This window comes from Streptomyces cucumeris (genome assembly GCF_024295805.1).
GTDB lineage: Bacteria > Actinomycetota > Actinomycetes > Streptomycetales > Streptomycetaceae > Streptomyces > Streptomyces cucumeris.
The window spans coordinates 51,149-74,160 of sequence record NZ_JANCLX010000006.1 but is presented as its reverse complement, the minus strand read 5'-3'; the positions used below and the strand labels follow the sequence as shown (position 1 = coordinate 74,160).

Below are 23,012 nucleotides of genomic sequence, written 5' to 3'. Positions count from 1 at the left end.
CCGGAGGAACGACGAAGGCGGTTGACCCGATGAGCCTGTACGACATTCCGCTGCGCACGCTGGCCGGCGAGCCCACCACGCTCGGCGCGCACCAGGACACCGCGGTGCTGCTGGTCAATGTGGCGTCCAAGTGCGGTCTGACCCCGCAGTACGAGGGCCTGGAGCGGCTCCAGCAGCGGTATGCCGGGCGCGGCTTCACCGTACTGGGCGTGCCCTGCAACCAGTTCGCGGGCCAGGAGCCGGGTACGAGCGAGGAGATCCAGACCTTCTGCTCCACGAGCTACGGCGTCACCTTCCCGCTGCTGGAGAAGGCCGATGTCAACGGCGAGGGGCGGCACCCGCTCTACACCGAGCTGACCAAGGCGGCGGACGCCGCCGGGGAGGCCGGGGATGTGCAGTGGAACTTCGAGAAGTTCCTGATCTCGCCGAGCGGTGAGGTGGTCGGCCGCTTCCGGCCGCGCACCGAGCCGGAGGCGCCGGAGCTGGTGGCCGCGATCGAGACCCAGCTGCCTGGCTGACGCACCCGGAGCGCCGGGACGGGGCGGGGGCCGGGCAGCCGGTCCCCGCCCCGTCCGTGGATCGGCCCCGCCCTGGCTCATACGGGCACGGCCACCGCCGGTGTCCCGGCGTCCCTGGTGGTCCGGCCCTTGCGGTACAGGACCGCCGTGAGCAGCACCCCCGCGATGAAGATGCCCGCCGACCACCAGTAGGCGACCGCGTAGCTGTGCAACTGGGCCCGCGCCGCGGTGACCGGACCCGGCCGGTGTTCGGTGAGGTAGTCCGCCGCGGCGTCCGCGGCCAGGGTGTTGAGCAGCGCGGTGCCGATGGAACCGCCGATCTGCTGCATCGTGTTGACGGCGGCGGAGGCGACCCCGGCGTCGTCCGCGGCGATCCGGTCGGTGGCCATGGCCATCGCCGGTGGCATCACCAGACCGAGGCCGATCCCCGACAGCAGCAGCGGCGGCAGTACGGCCGCGGCATAGCCGCTGTCCAGGCCGAGACCGGTCAGCCACACCATCGAGACGGCGGTCAGCCCCATGCCCAGCGGCACCACCGCCTTGGGGCCCATCCGGGGGACCAGGACCATGGTGGAGAGCTGTGCGCTGACCATCAGTCCGCCGATCATCGGGAGGAACGCCAGACCGGTCTGGACGGGGCTGAACCGCAGACTGCCCTGGAGGTAGTAGGTCAGGAAGAGGAAGACGCCGAACATGCCCGCGCCGGAGAGCCCGATGGCCAGGAAGGAGGCGCCGCGGTCACGGTCCAGCAGCACCCGGGGCGGCAGCAGCGGATGGGCGGTGCGGGTCTGCCAGCGCGCGAAGAGCAGCAGCAGTACGGTCCCGGCGGCCAGGAACCCCCAGGTGTGCACGGAGGACCAGGAGTGGCTCTCGGCGTTGGAGAAGCCGTAGACCAGCCCGAACAGGCCCGCCGAGACCAGCACGGTGCCCGGGAGGTCCAGCCGGGGCCGGTCGGCGGGTGCCCCGCGGCGGAGGAACGCCACACCGCCGGCCAGCGCCAGGGCGGCGAAGGCGAGATTGACGTAGAGGGTCCACCGCCAGCTCAGGTGCTCGGTGAGCAGTCCGCCGAGCAGCAGCCCGATACCGCCGCCGGAGACGGCGATCGCACCGTACGCGCCGAACGCCTTCGCCCGCTCCCTGGGATCGGTGAAGGTGGTGTTGAGCAGGGACAGCGCGGCCGGGGCGAGCAGCGCGGCGAAGAGCCCCTGCAGGGCGCGGCCGGTGACCAGCAGTCCGAAGCCGCTCGCCGCTCCCGCGAGCGCGGAGGCGGCGGCGAACCCGGTCACACCGATGAGGAAGACCGCCCGGCGCCCGAACAGGTCGGCCAGCCGCCCGCCGAGGAGCAGCAGACTGCCGAAGGTGAGGGAGTAGGCGGTCACGATCCACTGGCGGTTGCCGTCGGAGAAGCCGAGGTCCCGCTGGGCCGAGGGCAGTGCGATGTTCACGACGGTGGCGTCGAGGACCACCATGAGCTGGGCGATGCCGATGGCGACGAGGATCCACCAGCGGTGCCGCACCGGATCGGTGGGCGGGGAGGTCGGAGTGGTCGGGCCGGTCGGGGTGCCGGTGGTGGTCTGGCGCATGGCGGTGCCCTCCGGACGGGAGGCTGAACGGTTACGCAGGGGAACGAAACCGTTTCGTACTCCGTGAACGTAGCTCGCACCTCATCGCACCGCAAAAGTTCCCGTTGCGCGTGTCGGGTGGAGTCATCCGGCCCAGCGCGGCCGCCCCGGCCCGGTCCCGCCGCGCCGCCTCAGCGCCTCCGGGGCGGACGGCCCGGTTCGATGACGGTGACCCCGCCCTTGGCGCCCGCCGCCATCGTCGACAGCGCGTCGGGCACCTCGTCCAGTCCGATGACATCGGTGACCAGCAGATCGGGCCGCAGCGACCCGGCCTCGACCATCTCCATCATCGGCCGGTAGGCGTGGGCGGCCATACCGTGGCTGCCCAGCAGCTGCAGTTCGAGCGCGATCACCCGGTCCATGGGCAGCATCGGCGTCCCGGCGGCCGGGGGCAGCAGCCCCACCTGGACATGACGGCCGTGGCGGCGCAGGGACTTGATGGAGGCCGCGCAGGTCCGCGGGGAGCCCAGCGCGTCCAGGGAGACATGCGCCCCGCCGCCCGTCGCGTCCGCGACCGCCTCCGCCACCGATCCCAGGGTGGACGCAGCGTCCACGCACACCTCCGCCCCGAACCGCGCGGCCAGCGCGAGCGCCCGCGGGGAGATGTCCACCGCCACCACCCGTGCCCCGGCCGCCGCAGCGATCATGACCGCGGACAGCCCCACCCCGCCGCAGCCGTGCACCGCCACCCAGTCGCCCGGGGCGACCCGGCCCTGGGTCACCACGGCGCGGAAGGCGGTGGCGAACCGGCAGCCGAGACCGGCGGCCGTGGTGAACGACAGCTCGTTGCGGATGCCGACCAGGTTCACATCGGCGTTCTCGATCGCCACGAACTCCGCGAACGACCCCCAGTGGGTGAAGCCGGGCTGCGTCTGCCGCTCGCACACCTGCTGGGCACCCTCCGCACAGGCCGCGCAGCGCCCGCACGCGCAGACGAAGGGCACGGTGACCCGGTGCCCGGGGCTCCAGTTGAGGACGTCCGCGCCCACCTCCTCGACCACGCCCGCCAGTTCATGGCCCGGGACGTGCGGCAGCCGGATCTCCGGGTCGTGCCCCATCCAGCCGTGCCAGTCGCTGCGGCACAGTCCGGTCGCCTCGACGCGGATCACCACACCGCTCCGGGAGGGGGCGGGGTCGTCGACGACCCGGACCTCGGGCCTGTGCCCGAAGTCGTCGAACACCACAGCACGCATCGACCCGCTCCTTGCTCGAACTCCCGGTGGGGGCGCTCGAACCTACACCACAACCGGCCGGTATCGGCCCGCTCGTACCGGGCCCGGCGACGGCGGAGTACGCGCCGGGTGCGCGGAAGGCGGTCGCCGGCCCTCCGCGCACCGGTGGCTCAGCGCTTGTCGCGCTGCCCGTCGGCGAGTTGGCGGGCGGTCCTGTCGGCACCCGCCCGCCGCTGCGCCCGCTCGGACAGGCTCGGGAAGAGGCCGCCGAGGGCGCTGCCGAAACGCAGCTCCACCGGGGCCACGTTCACCTCGGCGCGGTTGCGCTCGATGGCGCGGAGGGTCGCCACGGCCACCTGGCGGGTGGAGACGGTCCGCACCCCGGCGGGGGGAGTGGCGCCGGAATCGGCGAACATGCCCGCGTCACCGACGAATCCGGGCTGGACCAGCGACACCCCGACCCCGGTGCCGTGCAGATCCTGGCGCAGTCCCAGGGTGAAGCCCCGCAGTCCGAACTTGGACGCGTTGTAGAGGGCGGCGCCGGGGGAGGCGGCCCGGCCCGACAACGAGCCGATCATCACCAGGTGTCCGGAGCCCTCGGCCACCATCTTCGGGGCCATCAGCCGCGACAGCAGCAGCGGGGCGCGCAGATTGACGTCGAGGGCGCGATCGAGCTGGTCGGTCTCGTAGTCCAGGACCGGACCGCTGGAGGGCAGCGCCGCGTTGGCGATGAGGATCCGGGCGTCCGACGCCTCCTCCGCCAGCCGCTCGAGGTCCTTGCGATCGGACAGATCGGCCACCAGCGCCCGTCCGCCGAGCCGGTCGGCCAGCGGCCGCAGTACCTCCTCGCGCCGCCCGGTGAGCAGGAGCTTGGCGCCCTTGGCCGCGAGCGCGCGGGCCAGAGTCTGGCCGATGCCTCCGGTCGCCCCGGTGAGCAGGACGGTCGTACCGCTGATCCGCATGCGATCTCCTCCGGTTACTGACGGGTTCGTTCGGGCACCGTACTGCGCGCACCCGGTGTCCGCGCCACCCGGGGGGAGGCCAGGGGTCCTCAGCGGTCCCGGGCGGAGGCGCTGCCCAGCCCGTACACCCGGCGGGCGTTGTCCGCGGCGAGCAGCGCCGCCACCCGGTGGGCGTCCCGCCGTGACCAGGCCCCCTCCGCCACCCATCCGTCCACCAGCGCCGTCAGCGCCTCCCGGAACAGCCGCGCCCCCACCACGTACAGCTCCGGCAGTCCGTAGGCGTCGGTGGAGAACAGCACCTTGCCGAAGGGGGCGAGCTCCAGCATCTCGGCGAGCACCGCCCCGGCCCGCGCCCCGGTGTGCGACAGGGCCAGCCCCACATCGGCGTAGACATGGGGGAAGACGGCGGCCAGATAGCCCGCCCCGCGGTGGTAGGGATAGCCGTGCAGCAGTATCAGCGTGCAGCCGGTGGGCCGTACGGCGCGGACGAAGTCGGTGAGCGCGAGCGGATCACAGCGGTCCAGCCGCAGGTCCGGATCGCCGAACCCGGTGTGCAACTGGAGCGGCAGCCCGGTGTACGCGGCCGACCACAGCAGATGGCGCAGCAGTACGGGGTCGGTGACCCGGGCCGCGGCCGCGCCGCCGTCCGTGCCCTGCTCGGCCCGGCGGGCCAGCCAGCGCTCGGCCGCGGTGTGCACGGCGGCCGGCGCCGGGGGTTCGGGCGCGAAGTCCAGTCCGTAGCGGTACGCGGCCACCGATTTGAACCCCGCCGCCGTACGGGCCGCCTCGTGCACCCCGTCCGCCAGCCCGGTGAGGAAGTCGTCCGCGGTCAGCGCGGTGTCCGCGGTCCGTTCCGCCAGGTGTTCCAGCCGGACGATCTCATGGGCCGTACCGCCCGAGGCCGCGGCCAGCTCCCGTGGTGAGGTGAGGTCTCCGGGCAGCCCGGTGTCCACCAGGAACTCACCGATCCCGGACGCCGCCAGCAGCCGCCGGGTCACCTCCCGCACCCCCAGCTCGCGCCGCCGGGCGAGGTAGTGGGTGGGCGGACAGTGCGGTTCCAGCCCGAGCAGCGGCGGACACCAGCGGCGCACCGCGAAGCCCAGCTGGCTGTCGAAGAACGTGGTGCCGAGCGCGGCGGGTGCGTCGGACTCGGTCAGGAACGCCTCGAACGCGGCCGGATCCAGCTCGGAGCGGACCACCCCGTGGCAGTGGTGGTCCACCAGGGGCGGCAGCGGGAGCTCGGCCGGGTCCGGCCTCTCGGCGGCCACCGTTCAGTACCGCCCGCGGGTCGCGTTCGCGATCTCCTGCGGGCTCGCCTTCGCGAACAGCTCGGACTCCGCCCGGCGCACCGCCGCGATCGACTCGAAGAGCGGATCGCCCATCGCCTCCCGGAGCACGGTGGAGTCCTCGAACTCCGCCACCGCCTCCGGCAGCGAGGTGGGCAGCCGCCGCTGCCGGCCCTGGCCCACCGGATCACCGCTGACCGGGGCGGGCAGGGTCAGCCCGGCATCCAGCCCGGCCAGTCCGGCGGCGATGACCGAACCCGTCACCAGATAGGGATTGGCCGCCGGATCGAAGCATTTGACCTCGGCATTGGCCGCCCCCGGATCGTCCGGCGCGCCGGTGATGAACCGCAGCGCCGCCTCCCGGTTCTCCAGCCCCCAGCACTGGTACGCCCCGGCCCAGCGGGACGGCTCCAGCCGCAAATAGCTCGCCGGGGAGGGGGCGCCGACCGCGAGCAGGGCGGGCAGCGCCCGCAGCACACCGGCGAGGAACGCCTCGCTCGTCGCCGTCATACCGAGCGGGCCGTCGCCGTCCCGGCACAGATTGCGGTCGTCCTGCCACAGGCTCAGGTGAAGGTGGCCGCCGTTGCCCACCCCGCCCGCCCGTACCACCGGACCGAACAGCGGATGCAGTCCGGCCCGGCCCGACACCGCCCGGATCGTCTCCCGCACGAGCACGGCCAGATCGGCCGCGCCGACCGGGTCCGAGGGGGCCACGGACACCTCGAACTGACCCGGGGAGTACTCCGGGTGGAGCTGGAGCACCTCGACCCCCTGGGCGTGGCAGGCGCCGAGCAGTTCGCCGAGGTAGCCGGAGAGATCGACCACCCGCGCCATCCCGTACGCCGGACCCGCGCTGGGATAGCGCGGCTCGTCCTCCGACGGCTCGTCGGAGGTGACCACCCACTCCGTCTCGAACCCCATCCGCAGGGTGAGCCCCCGCTCCCGGGCCCGCTCGGTCATCCGCTGTGCGAACAGCCGCTGGCAGGCGGGGTGCGCCACCCCGGCCTGGTCGTACCGGTCGGCCGGTGCCCACGCCCAGCCGGGCTGCGCGGCCAGCGGGGTGAGCCGGTCGAGGTCGGGGAAGAGCCGGAGATCGCCGTCGGGGCCGCCGATATGGGGGCTGGTGGTCATGGAGTCGTCCACCAGATAGACGTCGAAGACCGGGGACATGCCGACACCGCGGCGGACGGCGTGCGGGAGCCGTGCGGTCGGCACGGTCTTGACCCGGGTCAGGCCCGCGTTGTCCACCCAGGTCAGCGCGACCCCGCCGACCCCGTCCGCGGCCAGCCGCTCGGCCTCCTGCCGAGCCCGCGCGTACGCCCGCTCGCGATCGCCCGTCGCCATGCACGTCCTCCTCTGTCGCCGCTGTCGTCGCCTCTGTCCCGAGGGTATGGCCTTGAACCGGCTGTGTGGTGACGGAACGTCCCGATCAGGGAGGGAGAGTGACGGTCAGTCACCTTTTCGAGACGGCGTAGCGATACCGCCCCCGGGAGGTACGCCGCACCGCGCGCCCGGCCCGGCGAGCCCGCGCCGGACGGCCCGCGAGCCTGCGCCGGAGGTCCCGGGATTGGCGCATCCGGCGCCGCTTTCGTACAGTTCCGCCGTTACCCAGGGAAAACGGCGATACCAGAAAGCGGCAGCGGCGATGACGGTGACTGACGACGGCCGGGCCGGGACGACGGACGTCGATCCCATGACAGCGGAGGCAGCGGCGACGGCGGAGACGGGACAGGTGGCCGGGGCCGCCGGGGCGCCCGGTATCGCCCCCGAACGGCTGGCCACCTGCCTGAGCGTGCTGGCGGAGCTCGACCGGCTGCCGGTCGACCACCCGGACGCCATCAGCGTGCGGCGTGCCACCGCAGGGATCTACCGCACGGTGAAGCAGCGCCGCCGCCAGGAGCGGCGGGCCGCCAAGACCGCCAATGACAAGGCCGTGACCGAGGCCACCGCCACCGGCGCCGCCGACCGGATCGACGACGAGACACTCGGCCGGGCCCTCACCAGCTCGGTGTCCTCGGAGATCGCGGGCATTCTGGAGCGCCCCCGCTCCTGCTACGTCTGCAAGACCCGCTATGTCGAGGTCGACGCCTTCTACCACCAGCTCTGCCGTGCGTGCGCCGCGGAGAACCGGTCCCGGCGCGACGCCCGTACCGATCTCACCGGCCGGCGCGCGCTGCTCACCGGCGGCCGCGCGAAGATCGGGATGTATATCGCGCTGCGGCTGCTGCGCGACGGTGCGCACACCACTGTCACCACCCGTTTCCCCAACGACGCCATCCGCCGTTTCAAGGCCATGCCGGACAGCGGTGAATGGCTGCACCGGCTGAAGATCGTCGGGATGGATCTGCGGGACCCCGCCCAGGTCATCGGGCTGGCCGACGCGGTGAGCGCCGCGGGTCCGCTGGACATCCTGATCAACAATGCCGCGCAGACGGTCCGCCGTACGCCCCAGGCGTACGCGGAGCTGATCACCGGGGAGTCGGCGCCGCTGCCCGCCGGGGAGCTGCCCGAGGCCACCGTCCTCGGCGCGTTCGGCAGCGGGTCCCAGACGGCCCTGCCGGGTCCGCGCCGGCCGCGGGACGGTGCGCTGACCGCACAGGACCTCACCGCCCTCGCCCTCACCAGCGGCTCCGCCTCACCCGCCCGGATCGAGGCCGGTACCGCGATCGACGCGGGCGGGCTCATACCGGACCTGGACCCGACCAACACCTGGATCCAGCGGGTCCACGAGGTCGACCCGGTCGAGATGCTCGAAGTGCAGCTCTGCAATGAGACGGCGCCGTTCATCCTGGTGAGCCGGTTGCGCCCGGCGATGGCCGCCTCGTCCGCCCGGCGCAAGTACGTGGTGAACGTCTCCGCGATGGAGGGCAAGTTCGGCCGTGGCTACAAGGGCGCCGGACATCCGCACACCAACATGGCCAAGGCCGCGCTCAACATGCTCACCCGCACCAGCGCACGGGAGATGTTCGAGTCCGACGCCATCCTGATGACCAGCGTCGACACCGGCTGGATCACCGACGAGCGGCCGCACCCGGACAAGATGCGGCTGGCCGCCGAGGGCTTCCACGCCCCGCTCGACCTCGTCGACGGCGCGGCCCGGGTCTACGACCCGATCGTCCGCGGTGAGCAGGGCGAGGACCTCTTCGGCTGCTTCCTGAAGGACTACGCGCCGACGACCTGGTAGCCGGTCGCCGGTCGCCGGGCGGCCGGTCGCCGGGCGCGGCGGCGCGCCCCTCAGCCGCCCGCCGCCGCCTTCGGGCGGCGGCGGAACACCGCCGTGCAGCGGCGCAGCAGCCGTCCGGCGCGGGACCGCAGCGCGGCCCGGATGCGCGCCCGCGCACGGGCGCCGCGGCTGTCGGCCAGCTCCTCGAAGAGCCGCTCGTAGCGCCGGGCGATCGGCGCCGGGTCATAGGTCCGCGCGGACTCCAGCGCCGCGACCCCCATGGCCTGCCGGGCCGGGGCGTCATCGATCAGCTCCAGCAGCGCACCGGCGAGCGCGTGCTTGTCCCCGGTGGGCACCAGCCGCCCGGTGGCCCCGTCCTGGATGATCTCGGAGGGGCCGAGCGGGCAGTCGGTGCTCACCACCGGCACACCGCAGCGCATCGCCTCCACGATCGTCATGCCGAACGACTCGGCGTCCGAGGCCACCGCCACCAGCGATGCCTTGGCGAACTCCGCCTCGATCGGGGAGCGCGGCCCCATCAGCTCGGCGCTGCCCACCAGCCCGCGGTCGGTGATGCGCTCGCTCAGCCGGTCCTTCTCCGCACCGCCGCCGTAGATCCGCAGCCGCCATTCCGGATGCTTGTCCACGACCTCGGCGAAGGCGTCGATCAGCAGGTCGAAGCGTTTGCCGCGGACCAGCCGGCCGGCCGCCGCGATCACCGGTTCGGTGCCCTCGGAGGGCGGGACGTCCGGTTCCGGGACGCTGTTGGGTATCGCCAGGATCCGCGCCCCCGGCAGCGGCATCCGCTCCTGGTAGACGGCGGCATCGGCCTCGGTCGTCGTGACCACGGCATCGAGCCTGCGGTAGTGCGGTGCCAGCTCCGCCCGCAGCCGCTTGCTGTGCGCCTCGTACCGCAGATGCTCCTGGGCGATACGCAGCGCGCCGCGCGGGCCGAAGCGGGCCAGATAGACATTGACACCCGGCCGGGTGCCCACGATCACATCGGCCCCGCAGCCGCGCAGATACTCCGCCGCCCGCTCGTCGGTCAGCCTGCTGTACTGCTCATAGCGCTTCTCGTGGACCGGGAAGTCCCGGGCCGGCTCCCCGGCCCGCGGGTCCCGCGCGTCGGCGCTCTCCGGGCGCGTGTCCACCAGCGGAACCAGCCGCACCCGGGGGTCCACGGTGAACCGCGGCGCCTCGCGGTGCCGCCGCATCGAAGCGATCTCCACCTCATGGTGGTCGGCCAGCGCCGCGGCGAGATTCAGCGTGGTCCGGATCGTTCCGCCGATCCCGTAGGCGTTGTGCAGCAGGAATACGATCTTCATACGGTGATTTTCTCCGGCAGATGGCATCGCTGGGGCGGGTTTCCCCCGGAACGTGTTCGACACCATCTCCGGGCCCGGTAAGCCGGGCGCGAGAACCAGGTGAGAGCGGGGTAAGAAGCGCGGCCGGGGGAGGGCCGGTCCGGCGTCCGGGGCTGCTTGGCAGACTCGGGGCGTGATGAACACCGTGCTGCTCGCCGAGGACGACCGCGCCATCCGCCATGCCCTGGAACGTGCCCTGACCCTGGAGGGATACCGGGTCACCGCGGTCTCCGACGGCATCGAGGCGCTGGCCGCCGCGCACCGCGAGCATCCGGACGTGGTGGTGCTCGACGTGATGATGCCGGGTGTGGACGGGCTCCAGGTGTGCCGGGTGCTGCGCGCCGAAGGGGACCGTACACCCATCCTCATGCTCACCGCGAGGGTCGGGACCGCCGACCGGATCGAGGGTCTGGACGCGGGTGCCGACGACTACGTGGCCAAGCCCTTCGAGGTCGAGGAGGTCTTCGCACGGCTGCGGGCCCTGCTGCGCCGCGCGGCCCCCGGGCCCGCTCCCGCCGGCCCCGGTGAACCGGCCGCCGACGGGGTGGTCGAGGTCGCGGACCTGCGGCTGGACCCCTCGGCGCGGCGGGTCTGGCGCGCCGGTACCGAACTGGAGCTGACCCGCACCGAGTTCGACCTGCTGGAACTGCTCGTGCGCAACGCGGACATCGTGCTGGACCACCCCACCATCTACGCCCGCATCTGGGGCTATGAGTTCGACCCCGGCTCGAAGAACCTCGCCGTCTACATCGGCTATCTGCGCCGGAAGGTCGACCTGGAGGGCGCCGTACCGCTCATCCACACCGTGCGCGGTGTCGGCTACACCCTGCGGGAGGGCTGAGGAGATGCGCCGTCCCCCACGGCTCCGGAACCCGCGGCCCAGTCTGCGGACCACCTTCGCGCTGTCCTTCGCGGCCGTGGCCTCCGTGGTCACCCTGCTGGTGGGCGGGCTCAGCTACGACACCGCGGCCGGACTGGTCCGGGTGGACCAGCAGTCGGCCTTCGACGATGTGGTCCGCGATCTGCGGACCGAGGTGCGCGGTGAGAAGGTGGTGCTCAGCGACTACCCCTCGGACGGGCCGGTCCGCTACGGACTGCGGGGCGATCTGCGCCGGATCAGCCGGATGGACGTCCAGGTGATCAACGGCCGGGGCGCCGTCCACGACGCGGGCAAACCCCCGCTGCCGGTGGGCGCCGAGGACCGGGCCACCGCCGCGTCCGGTACGGCCGGTGCCGTGGTGCGGCGCAACATCGGCATCGGCGACGAGCGGTACCGGATGGCCACCGTGGCCGTGGGCGACGGCACCGGGGCGATCCAGGTGGCCCAGCAGCTCAGCGACACCGAGGATCTGCTGCGGGAACTCCAGAAGCGCACCGCGCTGTTCATCGCCGCCGTCATCGCGGCCGCCGGACTCGTCGGCTGGTGGCTGGCCGGGCGGATCACCCGGCGGCTGGTGCGGCTGACCCGGGTCGCCGAGAGCGTCGCCGCCACGGGCCGGATGGAGGTGGGCGTACCGGTCGCCGGACAGGACGAAGTGGGCCGGCTGGGCCGGGCGTTCGACGGCATGCTGGGACAGCTCGCCCGTTCCAAGGACGACCAGCGGCGGCTGGTCCAGGACGCCGGACATGAGCTGCGCACCCCGCTCACCTCACTGCGCACCAATGTCTCGCTGCTGCGCCGCTTCGAGGAACTGCCGCCGTCCGCGCGCGAGGACCTGCTCGCCGATCTGGCGGGGGAGACCCGTGAACTGACCGATCTGGTCAATGAGCTGGTGGAGCTGGCGGCGGGGCAGAAGGACGACGAACCGCGTACACCGGTGTCGCTGGAGGCGGTGGCCACCACCGCCGCGACCCTCGCCCAGCGCCGCACCGGCCGCGAGATCACCGTACGGGCGTCGGGCGACACCCGGGTCGAGGGCGGCCCGTCCGCCCTGCAGCGGGCGGTCTCCAACCTGGTGGAGAACGCCGCCAAGTTCGACCGGGAGGGCACCGGACCGGTCGAGGTGGTGATAACCGGCCGCCGGGTGGAGGTCCATGACCGCGGCCCCGGGATCGCCGAGGAGGACCGCGAGCGGGTCTTCGACCGCTTCTACCGGGCACCCGGCGCCCGCAGTCTGCCCGGCTCCGGACTCGGCCTCGCCATCGTGCGCGAGATCGCCCTCGCGCACGGCGGCACCGTCTTCGCCCGGCCGCGGTCGGGCGGCGGCGCGGTGCTGGGCTTCACGGTGGGCGACCGCCCCGTACCGCCCGTGCGGCCCTGACCCCCGTCCAGGGCGCGCGAGGGGTTCACGGCTTGCGGGCGACCCCCACCCAGAGCGAGACGTCCGTGCTGCTGAGTGCGGGCACCTCACCGTCCGGCTTCCAGAGGTGGGGTTCGGAGACTCCCGGCTCGATGAGCTCCAGCCCTTCGAAGAACCGCTCCACCTCGTCCTTGGACCGCACCTGCGACGGTATTCCGCCCTGGCGGTAGATCTCGACGACCTTGCCCCAGGTGTCCGGGTCGAAGTCCGAGGTGCAGTGCGAGAGCACCAGGAAGCTGCCCGACGGCAGGGCGTCCACGAACTGCCGGACCAGGTCGTACGGACCGTACTCGTCCGGGACGAAGTGGAACAGCGCGTTGAACGACAGCGCCACCGGCTGGTTCATGTCGAGCGTCTCGTGCAGCTCGGGAGCCTTCAGGATCCGCTCGGGTTCACGCACATCGGCCTGGAGGTAGGCGGTGCGCCCCTGCGACGTCCCGTGCAGCAGCGCCTGGGCGTAGGCCAGCACGATCGGGTCGTTGTCCGCGTACACGATCCGGGCGTCCGGGGCCACGCCCTGCGCCACCTGGTGGAGGTTGGGCTCGGTGGGTATACCGGTGCCGATGTCGAGGAACTGGCGGACCCCGGCCTCGCCCGCGAGCCAGCGCGTGGCGCGGTGCATGAAGGCGCGGTTGGTGCGGGCGCAGGTCTTGATCCCCGGATAGACCGTGAGCACATGGCCCGCGGCCTCCTCGTCGACCTGGTAGTGGTCCTTGCCCCCGAGGTAGTAGTCGTACATCCGCGCCGAGTGCGGCTTGGTCGTGTCGATGTTCATGATGTGTGTGCCACTCCTGCCCCCGTGGAAAGGTCCGCGGAAGAGTCCGCCGGAAGGTCTGCTGAAAGGTCCGCGCCACGGATGTGCTCCGGGCGCCCGGTCATGCGGCGCGCCGCTCCGCGCCGGTCCCCTTCGGCGAGGTCAGATGGGGATCCCGCCCCAGCAGGAAGTCCGCGGCACCCGCCTTGGCTCCCCGGATGAACGTCTCGATCTCATGGTGGGTGTAGATCAGGGCGGGCCCGTCGGGGTCGGTCGACTGGCGCAGCGCCACCCGTCCGTCCGTCAGCTTCAGCACTTCGACACAGGCTCCCCCGTTGGGGCCGCTCCAGGGCTTGCGCCAGCCCTCGGCCCCCAGGTGCTTGGCAGGCATGCCGTTGTACACGTTGTCCACGTGGTCCACAGTCAGAGCTCCTTGCGCATCTCACGGAGGAACGACTCCGTGCGCCGCGCCGGTGTGGCCTGGGTGCCCATGCGGTCAAGAGCTTCCAGGTAGGTGGCCACATCCGCGCGTTGGTCGAGATAGCCGGCGCCGGTCAGGGCCTCGGCGTAGACGATGTCCGGCAGTTCCGCGATCCGGAACCGGAAGAGCTGGAACGGTCCGCCCATGCCCGGATGCGGTCCCGAGGAGAACGGCACCACCTGAAGGGTGACGTTCGGCAGTCGGGTGGCCTCGATCAGCCGGTCGATCTGGCCCCGCATCACCTCGGGTCCGCCGATGCCGAGACGGAGCACCGTCTCGTCCATCACGGCCCACAGATGCGGTCCGTCCGGGCGGGTGAGCAGCTCCTGGCGCTCCATCCGCAGCGCGACCCGGCGGTCGACCTCGCGCTCACTGCCGTTCGGGAAGCCGATGCGCAGCAGCGCGCGGGCGTACGCCTCGGTCTGGAGCAGACCGGGCACGAAGTGCGGCTCGTATGCGCGGATACGGCTGGCCGCGCCCTCCAGACTCACATAGAGGCTGAACCAGTCCGGCAGTACATCGCGGAACCGGTGCCACCAGCCGGGTCTGTTGGCGTCCTCGGCGAGCGCGAGGAAGGCGTCGATCTCCTCCTGCTCGGCCCCGTAAGTCTGCAGCAGCTTCTCGACATACGGGAGTTTCAGGCCGACCTCGGCCTTCTCCATCCTGCGGACCGTGGTCTGGTTGACGTGCAGGGCCCTGGCGGCTGCCTCGTAGCTGACGCCGGCCTTCTCGCGGAGGTCCCGCAGTCGCATACCGAGGACCATCTGCCCGACGGTCGGGGCAGACCGCGCTTCACCCACGTCGTACCTCCTCGGACGGTCATTGTCGAGAGTCAGTGTGCCACGTGCGGGATGGGTGGAACAGAGTGCTCTGGCTATTCTGCATTTTGCAGAACGCCTCTTGCCAACTGATGCTCACAGACTGAATAGTGGCGTAGTGTCCGGGCCAACAGGATGGCCGGTAAGCGGACTTGTGCTCCTCTGAGCCCCCCACAGCGAGACGGAAGGCAAATGGCCGTGGCATTGCGTCAACGCCCGACGATGGCCCCCCTCGTGAGCGCCGAGTGCTACGACGCCGCCCTCCGTCAGGAGATCTTCCGACTGCCCGCCCGTGGCGCCTCGGTCGCCGCCGCCCGCCGCCGGGTCCGCTCCCAACTTCCCGTCTGGGGCTTCTGCGAGGACGTCTGCGACGCCGCGGAGCTGGTGATGTCCGAGCTGTTCACCAACGCGCTCGTGCACACCGGGAGCGAGCAGATCCTGTGTGTGCTGCGCGCCCATGAGCGCCGCTCGCTCTACGTCGAGGTCACCGACCAGGGCGGCGGCCCCCTCGGCCCCACCCCGCGGGACGCGGGTGTGGAGGACGAGAGCGGCCGCGGCCTCGCCCTGGTCCGCGCGCTCACCGACGCCTGGGGCGACCGCCCCGCCGCCAACGGCGGCCGCGTGGTCTGGGCCCAGCTGAGCGCCCTCACGACCTGACCGGCTCTGCGGCGGACCGGTGCGGTCCGAGCCGCGTCCGTAGAGCAACATGCCCACGCGGCCCCTCCGGCGCCCGCCCGCGATGAACCCCACGGCACCGGCCCGGCCGACCGCCCGGCGGGGCCGGCGGCGGACGCCCCCCCGGCACCGACCCGGGCGCCGCCTGGCACGACGCGCCGCCGAGCCCAGGGAGCCAGAGGCAGGGTAGCGGGGCGCAGCCCATGGCCGCCCTGCGGCGCATGCGCTGCCGTCCAGGTCGCGGCCATGTGGCCGGCTCCCGGTGGTGGCGGTCATGGGTGGCTGCCTGGGGCCCGCGCACGGGTCGTCTTGGGCCATGGGGTCTGGTTCCGTCGGGCGCCTGGGCCCGGCCTCTGTGACCCGTGCCGGGGGGCGGGATACGGCGCCTTCCGGTCCGGTCGGCGCGATACGGGCCCGGGTTGCCGCCGTGGCCCCGTGCAAGGGGCGGGATACGGCGCGGTCCTAGGGGGCACGGGGGCGACCCCTGTGATGCCCGTGCGGCGCGTCGCGCCGTGCGGGTTAGCATCGGCGGGTGCTGCGCGTTTCCCGTCGCGTGTTCGTGGCGCTTGCGGCGGTCGGGCTGGCCGGGTGCGAGGAGGCCGAGCCGCCCGGCCGGGTCAGGCTGGCCACCGGCCCGCGGGGCGGGCCGTACGCGATCTTCGGCAGTCGGCTGGCGGACGAGGTCCACCGGACCCATCCGCAGATCGACGTCCGGGTGCTCACCACCGCGGCGAGCGTGGAGAACCTCCGGATGCTCGGCGACGGCCGCGCCGATGTGGCGCTCTCGCTGGCCGACAGCGCGGCCGACGCCGCGAAGGGGCGGGGTCCCTTCCGGCGGCCGGTGCCGGTCGCCGCCCTCGCCCGGCTGTACCTCAACTATCTGCATCTGGTGGTGCCCGCCGACTCCTCGATCCGGCGCCCCTCCGACCTCAGCGGGCGGACCGTCTCGCTCGGCGCCGCCGAGTCCGGTACGTCGGTGACCGCGGGGCGGGTGCTCGAGGTGGCCGGGGTGCGCGATGAGCGGGCGGTCCGGCTCGGGCTCGGGGAGTCCGCCGACGCGCTCGCGGCGGCCGAGGTGGACGCGTTCTTCTGGTCCGGCGGCGCACCGACCCGGACCATCGCCCAGCTCGCCCGGCGCCGGCCCGTGCGGCTGATACCGCTCGACGGCCTGGCCGCCGCGCTGCGCCGCCGCCACGGGTCCGTCTACGAGAACGCGTCCATCCCCGCGGGGATCTACGGGCTGCGCGGGCCGACCGCCACTGTGGGCACGCCCAGCTACCTGGTCTGCCGGGCCGGTCTGGCCACCGCCACCGCCCGCGCTCTCACCGCCGTGCTGTTCGACCGGCGGGACCGGCTGCCGGTGCCGGACGCGCCCGGCAGCCGGCTCGACGAGCGGTACGCCATCGGCACCGGCACCGTGCCGCTGCACCCGGGCGCGGCGGCCCACTACCGCGAGGTCTACGGCTGAGAGCGGGAGGCCGGGAGCGGGACCGGCCCGTGCGGCAGCCGTACCTCGACGACCAGCCCGTGCGGTTCCGCGGCGCGCAGCGCCAGCGTGCAGCCCGCCGCGCGGGCCAGCTCCGCGGCGATGGCGAGCCCCAGCCCGCTGCCGGGGATGTTCCCGTGGCCGGGGGAGCGCCAGAAGCGGCCGGGGGCGGCCGCCAGGTGCTCGGGGTCGAGCCCGGGGCCGTCGTCGGCGATCCGGAGTGCCCCGTCGTCCAGCGAGACGGTCACGGTGCCGCCGGGCGGTACGAACTTCGCCGCGTTGTCCAGGGCGATGTCGGCGATCCGCCCGGCCGCCGCGGGCAGCGCGGTCTCCTCGTCCGCCGTGCCGCCGCCGTCCAGGGTCACCGTCAGCGTCAGCTCACGCGCCGCGTACACCTCGCGCCAGATGGCCAGCCGGGCGGCGAGCGCCGCGGGCGCGATCGGTTCGGGCGCCGCCGCGCCCGCCTCGACCCGGGCCAGTTCCAGCAGGTCCTCCAGTAGCTGGGCCAGCCGGTCGACCTCGGCGAGGGCCTCGGCGAACTCGCCGTCGCCGGTCTTCCTCAGATGCGGTTCCAGGTTCTCCAGCCGCAGTGACAGCACGGTCAGCGGGGTGCGCAGCTCATGCGAGGCGTCCGCGACGAACGCGCGCTGCCGCTCGAGGGCGGCCGAGACCGCGTCGGCCATGGCGTTGAACCGGCGCTCCAGCAGCCGCAGCTCGGCCGGGCCCCGGCCGCCCGCCGCGACCCGGGCGTCCATCCGGCCCTCGGCGATCGCACGGGTGGTGACGTCCAGTTCGGTCACCGGGCGCAGGATCCAGCGGGCCAGCCGCCGTGCCGCGATCAGGGCGATGAGCACCGCGACCACCGAGCCCGCCGCGACCGCGGACCAGACCAGCGCCACGTCCCGCCGGGCCGCGGCCGTGGGCGCCCGCATCACCACCACCCCGAAGACCTGGGCGTCCCGGCCGACCGGTTCGGCCACCACCGCCGACTCCGGGCCGAACGGGGTGATCAGCGGCAGGCTGCCGGTGGTGCGGCCGGACAGAGCGCGGTCGGCCTGGTCGCGGTCCCAGGCGCCGCCGCCCGCGACCCGCGCCCCGTCCCGGTCGCGGATCTCCACGGCGGTGCCGTACAGCGTGTGGTAGCGGGATACCTCCTGGGCCAGTCCGGCGGTGTCGCCCTCGCGGATCGCCTGGTCGGCGAGCTCGGCGAAGCGGGTGGCGTCCGCCCGCCGCTCCAGCAGCAGTTTCCCGGTGCGGTGCGAGGAGTACGCGAGCGAGAACGGCACCGCGAGCGCCGTCACCAGGCAGGCGATCAGGACGGTGTAGACGGTCAGGATCCGGAGGTGCATTCGCCGGTCCCCAGCCGGTATCCCGTGCCGCGCAATGTCTCCACCAGCCCCGGGCAGCCGGTCTTGGCGCGGATCCCGGCGATGTGCACATCCAGGGAGCGGGACGCGGACAGCAGCAGATCGCCCCACACCTCGTCGAGGATCTCCTCGCGGCTGCGGACCACCCCGGGCTCCCGGGCCAGCAGGGCCAGTACGTCGAACTCCCGGCGGGTGAGGGTGACGGGCCTGCCGTCCACCTCCAGACGCCGCGTGGCGAGGTCGATCCGGACGCCGCCCGCCGCCACCACCACCGGGCCCGGGGCGGTGAGCGGCCGGGTGCCGCGCCGCAGCACGGCCTCCATACGGGCGATCAGCTCGGCGGTGCGGAAGGGTTTGACCAGGTAGTCGTCGGCCCCGCCGCGCAGCCCCCGCAGTACGTCCCGCTCCTCGGAGCGGGCGGTGACCACGATGACCGGGACGGCGGAGGCGCGGCGCAGCCTGCGCAGCGCCTCCAGACCGTCCATATCCGGCAGCCCCAGGTCCAGCAGGACGAAGTCGGCTCCGTCCTTGAGCCGCAGCGCGTCGTCCGCGCGCCCGGCGCGGACGACCTGGTGGCCCAGACGGGCCAGCGCGGCGGTCAGCGCGGCCGCCAGCCGGTTGTCGTCTTCGACCAGGAGAACGTGCATGGGCGTAAGGGTAAGCGGCGGGCCGACCGGTCACACAGAGGTCGTCTGCGGCTTCCCGGAGGCCGCCCGGTCCGCGGCCCCGCCCCGGGTGAGCAGAGTGTCCCGGGTCTCCCGCATGGTCAGGTAGACGATGAGCGAGACCGCGGCACAAGCCGAGACGTACCAGTAGAAACCGGACTCCACTCCGCTCTTCTTGAACCACAGCGCCACATACTCCGCGGTGCCTCCGAACAGCGCGTTCGCCAGGGCGTACGGCAGGGCCACGCCGAGCGCCCGGACGTGGGTGGGGAACAGCTCGGCCTTCACCACGGCGTTGATGGAGGTGTAGCCCGTGATGATGACCAGCGCCGTGAGCGACAGCAGCAGCGCACCGGCGAAGGTGTCGGTGTGCGACAGCGCGGTCATCAGCGGAACGGTGCCCAGCATCGAGCCGATCCCGAAGCTGATCAGCAGCGGCCGCCGGCCGATCCGGTCCGAGAGCGCCCCGGCCACCGGCTGGAGCAGCATGAAGAGGAACAGGGCGCAGAAGCTCACCATCGAGGCGTCGGACTTGCTGAGCCCGGCCGTGTTCGACAGGTACTTGGTGAGGTAGGTCGTGTAGGTGTAGTACGCGACCGTGCCGCCCATGGTCAGCGCGATCACCAGCGCCGCCTCCTTGCGGTGGCGCAGCAGCTCGGCGATGGTCCCGCGGTGCTCGCCGGAGTGGCCGTCCTCCTCGGCGTACGCCTCGGTCTCCAGCAGGTTGCGCCGCAGCCAGAAGACCACGGCCGCGGCCACGGCGCCGACGATGAACGGGATGCGCCAGCCCCAGGAGTGCAGCGCGTCCTCGGACATGGTGCGCTGGAGCACGATCTGCAGGCCGAGGCCGATCAGCTGTCCCGCCGTCATCGACACGTACTGGAAGCTGGAGACGAAGCCGCGGCGGCCGGGCTGGGACGCCTCGGTCAGATAGGTGGCGCTGGCCGCGTACTCACCGCCGACCGACAGCCCCTGGAGCAGCCGGGCCACCAGCAGGACCGCCGCGCCGAAGTACCCGACCTGGTCGTAGGTGGGCGCGATGGCGATGAGCAGCGCGCTGGCCGACATCAGGGTCACGGTGAGGGTCAGCGCGGCCTTGCGGCCCCGCCGGTCGGCGAACCGGCCGAGCAGCCAGCCGCCCACCGGGCGCATGAAGAACCCGACGGCGAAGATACCGGCGGTGTTGAGCAGTTGGGCGGTCTCATTGCCTTTGGGGAAGAAGGCACTGGCGAAGTAGGTGGCGAAGCTGGCGTAGACGAACCAGTCGAACCACTCGACGAGATTCCCGATCGAACCGCCGATTACGGCTCGCCAGGGGGTGCGGGCATGCTGCCGGGGAGCGCTGTCGGTCACGTGGCCTCCTCATGAACGGTGTCCGGCGGGCCCCGGGGAGGGCAACGCCGCCGCTCGTAGCGTCGGCAGTGGAGGCCGCGGCGTACAGCTCCGGCACCGAGAGCTAACGTCCGGTTAACAGAGCGGGCCACCTAGCCGGTGCGCCAGCGCTGGGAGGTGTCGGTGGTCAGTGGGGCGAAGGAGAGGAAACCGGCCGCCTTGTCATCGGGGACGACGGCGCGGTCGGAGGCGAGCTGCGGGCGTAGCCGACCCCGGTCGTCGAAGAAGAACAGCAGATCGAGGGTGCGCTCGCAGTTCGAGATGGCGACGCCCTTGCTGATCCGGCCCCGGGTGTCCAGGCAGTAGCCGGGGTTGGCGCGGTTGCGCACCAGGCCGTCCGGGTCGAGCCGCCACTTCTGGGTGTCGGCGCCGGAGCGGCAGTCCCCGGTGATCACGTCGGCACCGTTGAAGAACGCCCCCTGGACGTCGAGGCACTGCCCCGTGGCGGCGTTGATCACCGTCATATAGGGACCGGTGGGGGTGGGCGAGGGCGGTTCCTCCGGGGCTTCGGACGAGGGAGACGCCGACGGTGTCCGGCTGGGGCCCGGCGACCCGGTGGCGGACGGGGAGGTGGCCGAGGGGCCCGGGAGCCGAGTGGCGCCCGCGGCGCTCCCGGGCCGTCCCCGCTCGGAGTCGCCACCGGTCTGCGCGGTGGCGGAGATACCGGTGATCACCGCCGCCACGACCACACCGCTGCACACCACCAGCGGGGCGGCACGGGTGAACGGCCGCTGGAACACCCGCCGGACCGCCACGGGCGACCGACCCGGTTCCGCGGCCCCGGCGGCCACCGGCACCAGCGCGGTGGCCGCGGGCACCGGGACGTCCGGGAGGTAGCGCTCGCCCGCCCAGCCCAGCAGGGCGGCGGCCACCAGCGGGCGGGGCCGCCGGGCCAGCTCACCCAGGCCCGAGAGCACCGCGGCGCAGCCGGGACAGTCGGTGAGGTGGCCGGGGAGGTCCGAGCCCCGTCCGGTGTCCTCGCGCCCGGCGGCCACCTCCAGGATCCGTCCGAAGGCCCAGCACTCCTCGTCGGCGTCGCGTTCCAGATAGACACGCAGACACTGGTCGCGATAGGTCTCCCGGGCCCGGGCGGCCAGCCGGGGGACATCCGCGGCCCGGCGGCCGGTGCAGCGCGCCACCTCGCTGTCCGGCTCACCCTCGACCAGGGTGTGCCACAGCAGGGTCCGGGTGGCAGGCGGGAGCGCGGCGAAGCCCCGCACCAGGGGGAGGCCGGAGGGTTCACCGCCGTGCCCCTCATCGAGGTGGGCCGCGTAGGCGGGGTCGAGGCGTTCGCGGGAGCGGTTGGTGATCCAGTCGGCGGCCGCCTCGTGGACCAGGCTGAGCATGCGGTGGCGCCACGGGGCGGCCGGTTCATCGGTCTGGAAGATCTGGGCTAACGCCAGGGTGAAGGCCCGCGCGGCCAGTCGGTCGGCGGACCACTCGTCACGGCAGCAGAGCCGGGCGTAGTCCAGCACCCGGGGCAGATGGCGGCGGCGCAGCTCCTGCGCCGCCGGATGCGGTGAGGGCGCACCGGCCCTGATGAACTCGACGAGCCGTGCGTCGGACAACTCGGCGTAGGTGGGGGGTTGTTCCGCAGGGGGCAAGAAGGACCACCGGATACTTCGATCACGGACGGGGTGGGGGCGCCCCCATGGTGATCGAAGATCGCCAGGACCGACAGTGTGTCCGCAGGTAACGTAGGGAAATTGCGCGGGATGCAACAGGGCCGGCCCAGACCATCGCGGTCGGACCGGCCCCTGTCGGGCTCAACTCAGCCGTGCGGCTGGAGCATTGCCTCACCGCAGTCCGGCAGGACCGGCGGCTCATCCCGTGCGGCCGGGGACCGACGGGGTATCTGTCGTGCGATCCGCAGCGGTACATCGGATGCCCCCGCGGCACCGATGGCCCTGACCGCCCCGCCCTTCCCGGCCGTATCGGCGGTTTCGGCGGTTCCCACGCTCCCGGTGGCCCCCGCCGTGTCCAGCCGCTCGCTCTCCTCCAACTCCCCTGCGACCTCGGCGGCTTCGGTCCGTTCGACCCGCTCCCGCTCCGCCGCGTCCGCCGCCCCGGCCTTCGCGGTCCGCCGCGCCTCCGCCTCCGCGCCGTGCACCGTCAGCATCACCAGACCGGTGCTCGCGATCAGTGCCGCCACCAGGGCCAGCAGGGCGCCGGGGGCGCCGAACCGGAAGTGCTCGCCCAGCGCGGCGATGCCCACGACCGCGGCGACCACCGGATTGACCACGGTGGCCGTCGCCAGCGGTGAGGCCAGCCCGGCACCACGGTAGGACGCCTGGGACAGCAGCACCCCGCTGGACGCCAGCAGGCCGATCATGGCGAGACTCGGCAGGGCGTCACCCAGCGCGCCCCAATTCCACTCCACCGCAACGTTCTTGGTGAACACCGACGAGATGCCGAAGGCCGTGCCCGCCGCCGCGGCCAGCAGCACGCTGCGCACACCCGGCACTGCGACCCAGCGCGCGGCCCCGGCGAGCACCGCGATGACGCAGACCGTCACCACGGTCACCACGATCCGCTCCCGGTCCGCCAGCGCCTGTGCGTGCGAGGAACCGGTCAGCGAGAGCAGTCCGGCCAGTCCGGCGGTGGCCAGCACCGCGCCCCGCCAGCCCGCCGCGCCCACCCGGCGGCGTACGAAGAGCGCCGCCATCGGCAGCGCGAACACGATGGTGAGGGCGCCCAGCGGCTGCACCACGCTCAGCGGCCCGTAGGCCAGGGCGATCACATGGAGGACCGCGCCCGTCCCGTTCAGGGTCACCGCGGCCCACCAACTCCCGCGCCGCAGGGGCGCGGACGGGAAACGCGGCGTCGTGGCCGCGACATGCTCCTGGAGGATGGCTCCGGCGGCGTAGCAGACCGCGGAGGCCAGGGCCAGCAGCACAGACAGCGCGAAGGAGGTCACGTCGTGACCCCCTGGGCCGTTCGGTCGTCGTCCATACCTCCACCCTGGGGGGTGGAGGGGGCTCTCGTCG

20 protein-coding genes are annotated in these 23,012 nt (G+C 73.1%); 6 read left to right on the top strand and 14 right to left on the bottom strand.

Annotation, left to right across the window (positions count from 1 at the left end; translation table 11 throughout):
• Positions 1-29: 29 nt before the first annotated feature.
• Positions 30-518: a glutathione peroxidase gene (locus tag NMK44_RS11015; RefSeq protein WP_254740999.1), complete on the top strand. Its 489-nt coding sequence runs from the start codon at positions 30-32 to the stop codon at positions 516-518.
• A 77-nt stretch (positions 519-595) separates the two neighbouring features.
• Here NMK44_RS11015 and NMK44_RS11010 read toward each other — a convergent pair whose 3' ends face one another.
• From NMK44_RS11010 to NMK44_RS10990, 5 genes are all read right to left on the bottom strand, one after another.
• The gene (locus NMK44_RS11010) at positions 596-2,101 is read right to left on the bottom strand and encodes an MFS transporter (RefSeq protein WP_254740997.1); all 1,506 of its coding nucleotides are present in this window, start codon (positions 2,099-2,101) and stop codon (positions 596-598) included.
• Between the two features lie 170 nt (positions 2,102-2,271).
• Positions 2,272-3,333, bottom strand: a complete 1,062-nt coding sequence (locus NMK44_RS11005; protein ID WP_254740995.1) for a zinc-dependent alcohol dehydrogenase family protein — start codon at positions 3,331-3,333, stop codon at positions 2,272-2,274.
• 149 nt (positions 3,334-3,482) lie between these two features.
• Positions 3,483-4,274, bottom strand: coding sequence for an SDR family NAD(P)-dependent oxidoreductase (locus NMK44_RS11000; protein WP_254740993.1), 792 nt, complete (start codon positions 4,272-4,274; stop codon positions 3,483-3,485).
• Between the two features lie 89 nt (positions 4,275-4,363).
• The gene (locus tag NMK44_RS10995; RefSeq protein WP_254740991.1) at positions 4,364-5,542 is read right to left on the bottom strand and encodes an amidohydrolase family protein; all 1,179 of its coding nucleotides are present in this window, start codon (positions 5,540-5,542) and stop codon (positions 4,364-4,366) included.
• Between the two features lie 3 nt (positions 5,543-5,545).
• On the bottom strand, positions 5,546-6,904 hold the full coding sequence (locus tag NMK44_RS10990) for a type I glutamate--ammonia ligase (protein WP_254740970.1): 1,359 nt from the start codon (positions 6,902-6,904) through the stop codon (positions 5,546-5,548).
• 301 nt (positions 6,905-7,205) lie between these two features.
• On the opposite strand from NMK44_RS10990, the gene NMK44_RS10985 reads away from it, so the two are divergent.
• Positions 7,206-8,744: an SDR family NAD(P)-dependent oxidoreductase gene (locus NMK44_RS10985; RefSeq protein ID WP_374215256.1), complete on the top strand. Its 1,539-nt coding sequence runs from the start codon at positions 7,206-7,208 to the stop codon at positions 8,742-8,744.
• 50 nt (positions 8,745-8,794) lie between these two features.
• Here the strand turns inward: NMK44_RS10985 and NMK44_RS10980 are convergent, their stop codons facing one another.
• The gene (locus NMK44_RS10980; protein ID WP_254740968.1) at positions 8,795-10,048 is read right to left on the bottom strand and encodes a glycosyltransferase family 4 protein; all 1,254 of its coding nucleotides are present in this window, start codon (positions 10,046-10,048) and stop codon (positions 8,795-8,797) included.
• Positions 10,049-10,220: 172 nt separating this feature from the next.
• On the opposite strand from NMK44_RS10980, the gene NMK44_RS10975 reads away from it, so the two are divergent.
• Both NMK44_RS10975 and NMK44_RS10970 read left to right on the top strand, forming a co-directional pair.
• The gene (locus NMK44_RS10975; protein ID WP_254740966.1) at positions 10,221-10,928 is read left to right on the top strand and encodes a response regulator transcription factor; all 708 of its coding nucleotides are present in this window, start codon (positions 10,221-10,223) and stop codon (positions 10,926-10,928) included.
• A gap of 4 nt (positions 10,929-10,932) precedes the next feature.
• Positions 10,933-12,348, top strand: coding sequence for a sensor histidine kinase (locus tag NMK44_RS10970; RefSeq protein ID WP_254740964.1), 1,416 nt, complete (start codon positions 10,933-10,935; stop codon positions 12,346-12,348).
• 25 nt (positions 12,349-12,373) lie between these two features.
• Here NMK44_RS10970 and NMK44_RS10965 read toward each other — a convergent pair whose 3' ends face one another.
• The 3 genes from NMK44_RS10965 to NMK44_RS10955 form a co-directional block, all read right to left on the bottom strand.
• Positions 12,374-13,162: an SAM-dependent methyltransferase gene (locus NMK44_RS10965; RefSeq protein WP_254740962.1), complete on the bottom strand. Its 789-nt coding sequence runs from the start codon at positions 13,160-13,162 to the stop codon at positions 12,374-12,376.
• 100 nt (positions 13,163-13,262) lie between these two features.
• Complete coding sequence (locus tag NMK44_RS10960) at positions 13,263-13,532, bottom strand: DUF397 domain-containing protein (RefSeq protein ID WP_302888088.1); 270 nt, start codon at positions 13,530-13,532, stop codon at positions 13,263-13,265.
• A 32-nt stretch (positions 13,533-13,564) separates the two neighbouring features.
• On the bottom strand, positions 13,565-14,422 hold the full coding sequence (locus NMK44_RS10955) for a Sco1979 family transcriptional regulator (RefSeq protein ID WP_254740958.1): 858 nt from the start codon (positions 14,420-14,422) through the stop codon (positions 13,565-13,567).
• A gap of 240 nt (positions 14,423-14,662) precedes the next feature.
• Here NMK44_RS10955 and NMK44_RS10950 point away from each other — a divergent pair, with 240 nt between their 5' ends.
• Both NMK44_RS10950 and NMK44_RS10945 read left to right on the top strand, forming a co-directional pair.
• Entirely contained in the window at positions 14,663-15,097 is a 435-nt protein-coding gene (locus NMK44_RS10950) for an ATP-binding protein (RefSeq protein ID WP_254740956.1), read from the top strand.
• Between the two features lie 550 nt (positions 15,098-15,647).
• Complete coding sequence (locus NMK44_RS10945; RefSeq protein WP_254740954.1) at positions 15,648-16,583, top strand: TAXI family TRAP transporter solute-binding subunit; 936 nt, start codon at positions 15,648-15,650, stop codon at positions 16,581-16,583.
• On the opposite strand, the gene NMK44_RS10940 is transcribed toward NMK44_RS10945, so the two are convergent.
• From NMK44_RS10940 to NMK44_RS10920, 5 genes are all read right to left on the bottom strand, one after another.
• On the bottom strand, positions 16,574-17,950 hold the full coding sequence (locus NMK44_RS10940) for a sensor histidine kinase (RefSeq protein ID WP_254740952.1): 1,377 nt from the start codon (positions 17,948-17,950) through the stop codon (positions 16,574-16,576). The two genes, NMK44_RS10945 and NMK44_RS10940, sit on opposite strands and share 10 nt — an antisense overlap.
• Positions 17,932-18,615: a response regulator transcription factor gene (locus tag NMK44_RS10935; RefSeq protein WP_254740950.1), complete on the bottom strand. Its 684-nt coding sequence runs from the start codon at positions 18,613-18,615 to the stop codon at positions 17,932-17,934. Before NMK44_RS10935 ends, NMK44_RS10940 begins: the two co-directional genes overlap by 19 nt.
• Before the next feature lie 30 nt (positions 18,616-18,645).
• Positions 18,646-19,986 (bottom strand): MFS transporter, encoded by a 1,341-nt coding sequence (locus NMK44_RS10930; protein WP_254740948.1) that lies wholly within the window; start codon positions 19,984-19,986, stop codon positions 18,646-18,648.
• A gap of 131 nt (positions 19,987-20,117) precedes the next feature.
• Positions 20,118-21,593, bottom strand: a complete 1,476-nt coding sequence (locus tag NMK44_RS10925; RefSeq protein WP_254740946.1) for a ricin-type beta-trefoil lectin domain protein — start codon at positions 21,591-21,593, stop codon at positions 20,118-20,120.
• A 203-nt stretch (positions 21,594-21,796) separates the two neighbouring features.
• Positions 21,797-22,942: a DMT family transporter gene (locus NMK44_RS10920; protein WP_254740944.1), complete on the bottom strand. Its 1,146-nt coding sequence runs from the start codon at positions 22,940-22,942 to the stop codon at positions 21,797-21,799.
• Positions 22,943-23,012: the final 70 nt, after the last annotated feature.

What these genes read in the sequence shown, in the direction of transcription:
- NMK44_RS11015 (WP_254740999.1), top strand. Translation starts at nt 30, where the DNA reads ATGAGCCTGTACGACATTCCGCTGCGCACGCTGGCCGGCGAGCCCACC.
- NMK44_RS11010 (WP_254740997.1), bottom strand. Translation starts at nt 2,101, where the DNA reads ATGCGCCAGACCACCACCGGCACCCCGACCGGCCCGACCACTCCGACC.
- NMK44_RS11005 (WP_254740995.1), bottom strand. Translation starts at nt 3,333, where the DNA reads ATGCGTGCTGTGGTGTTCGACGACTTCGGGCACAGGCCCGAGGTCCGG.
- NMK44_RS11000 (WP_254740993.1), bottom strand. Translation starts at nt 4,274, where the DNA reads ATGCGGATCAGCGGTACGACCGTCCTGCTCACCGGGGCGACCGGAGGC.
- NMK44_RS10990 (WP_254740970.1), bottom strand. Translation starts at nt 6,904, where the DNA reads ATGGCGACGGGCGATCGCGAGCGGGCGTACGCGCGGGCTCGGCAGGAG.
- NMK44_RS10985 (WP_374215256.1), top strand. Translation starts at nt 7,206, where the DNA reads ATGACGGTGACTGACGACGGCCGGGCCGGGACGACGGACGTCGATCCC.
- NMK44_RS10980 (WP_254740968.1), bottom strand. Translation starts at nt 10,048, where the DNA reads ATGAAGATCGTATTCCTGCTGCACAACGCCTACGGGATCGGCGGAACG.
- NMK44_RS10970 (WP_254740964.1), top strand. Translation starts at nt 10,933, where the DNA reads ATGCGCCGTCCCCCACGGCTCCGGAACCCGCGGCCCAGTCTGCGGACC.
- NMK44_RS10965 (WP_254740962.1), bottom strand. Translation starts at nt 13,162, where the DNA reads ATGAACATCGACACGACCAAGCCGCACTCGGCGCGGATGTACGACTAC.
- NMK44_RS10960 (WP_302888088.1), bottom strand. Translation starts at nt 13,532, where the DNA reads ATGCCTGCCAAGCACCTGGGGGCCGAGGGCTGGCGCAAGCCCTGGAGC.
- NMK44_RS10950 (WP_254740956.1), top strand. Translation starts at nt 14,663, where the DNA reads ATGGCCCCCCTCGTGAGCGCCGAGTGCTACGACGCCGCCCTCCGTCAG.
- NMK44_RS10940 (WP_254740952.1), bottom strand. Translation starts at nt 17,950, where the DNA reads ATGCACCTCCGGATCCTGACCGTCTACACCGTCCTGATCGCCTGCCTG.
- NMK44_RS10935 (WP_254740950.1), bottom strand. Translation starts at nt 18,615, where the DNA reads ATGCACGTTCTCCTGGTCGAAGACGACAACCGGCTGGCGGCCGCGCTG.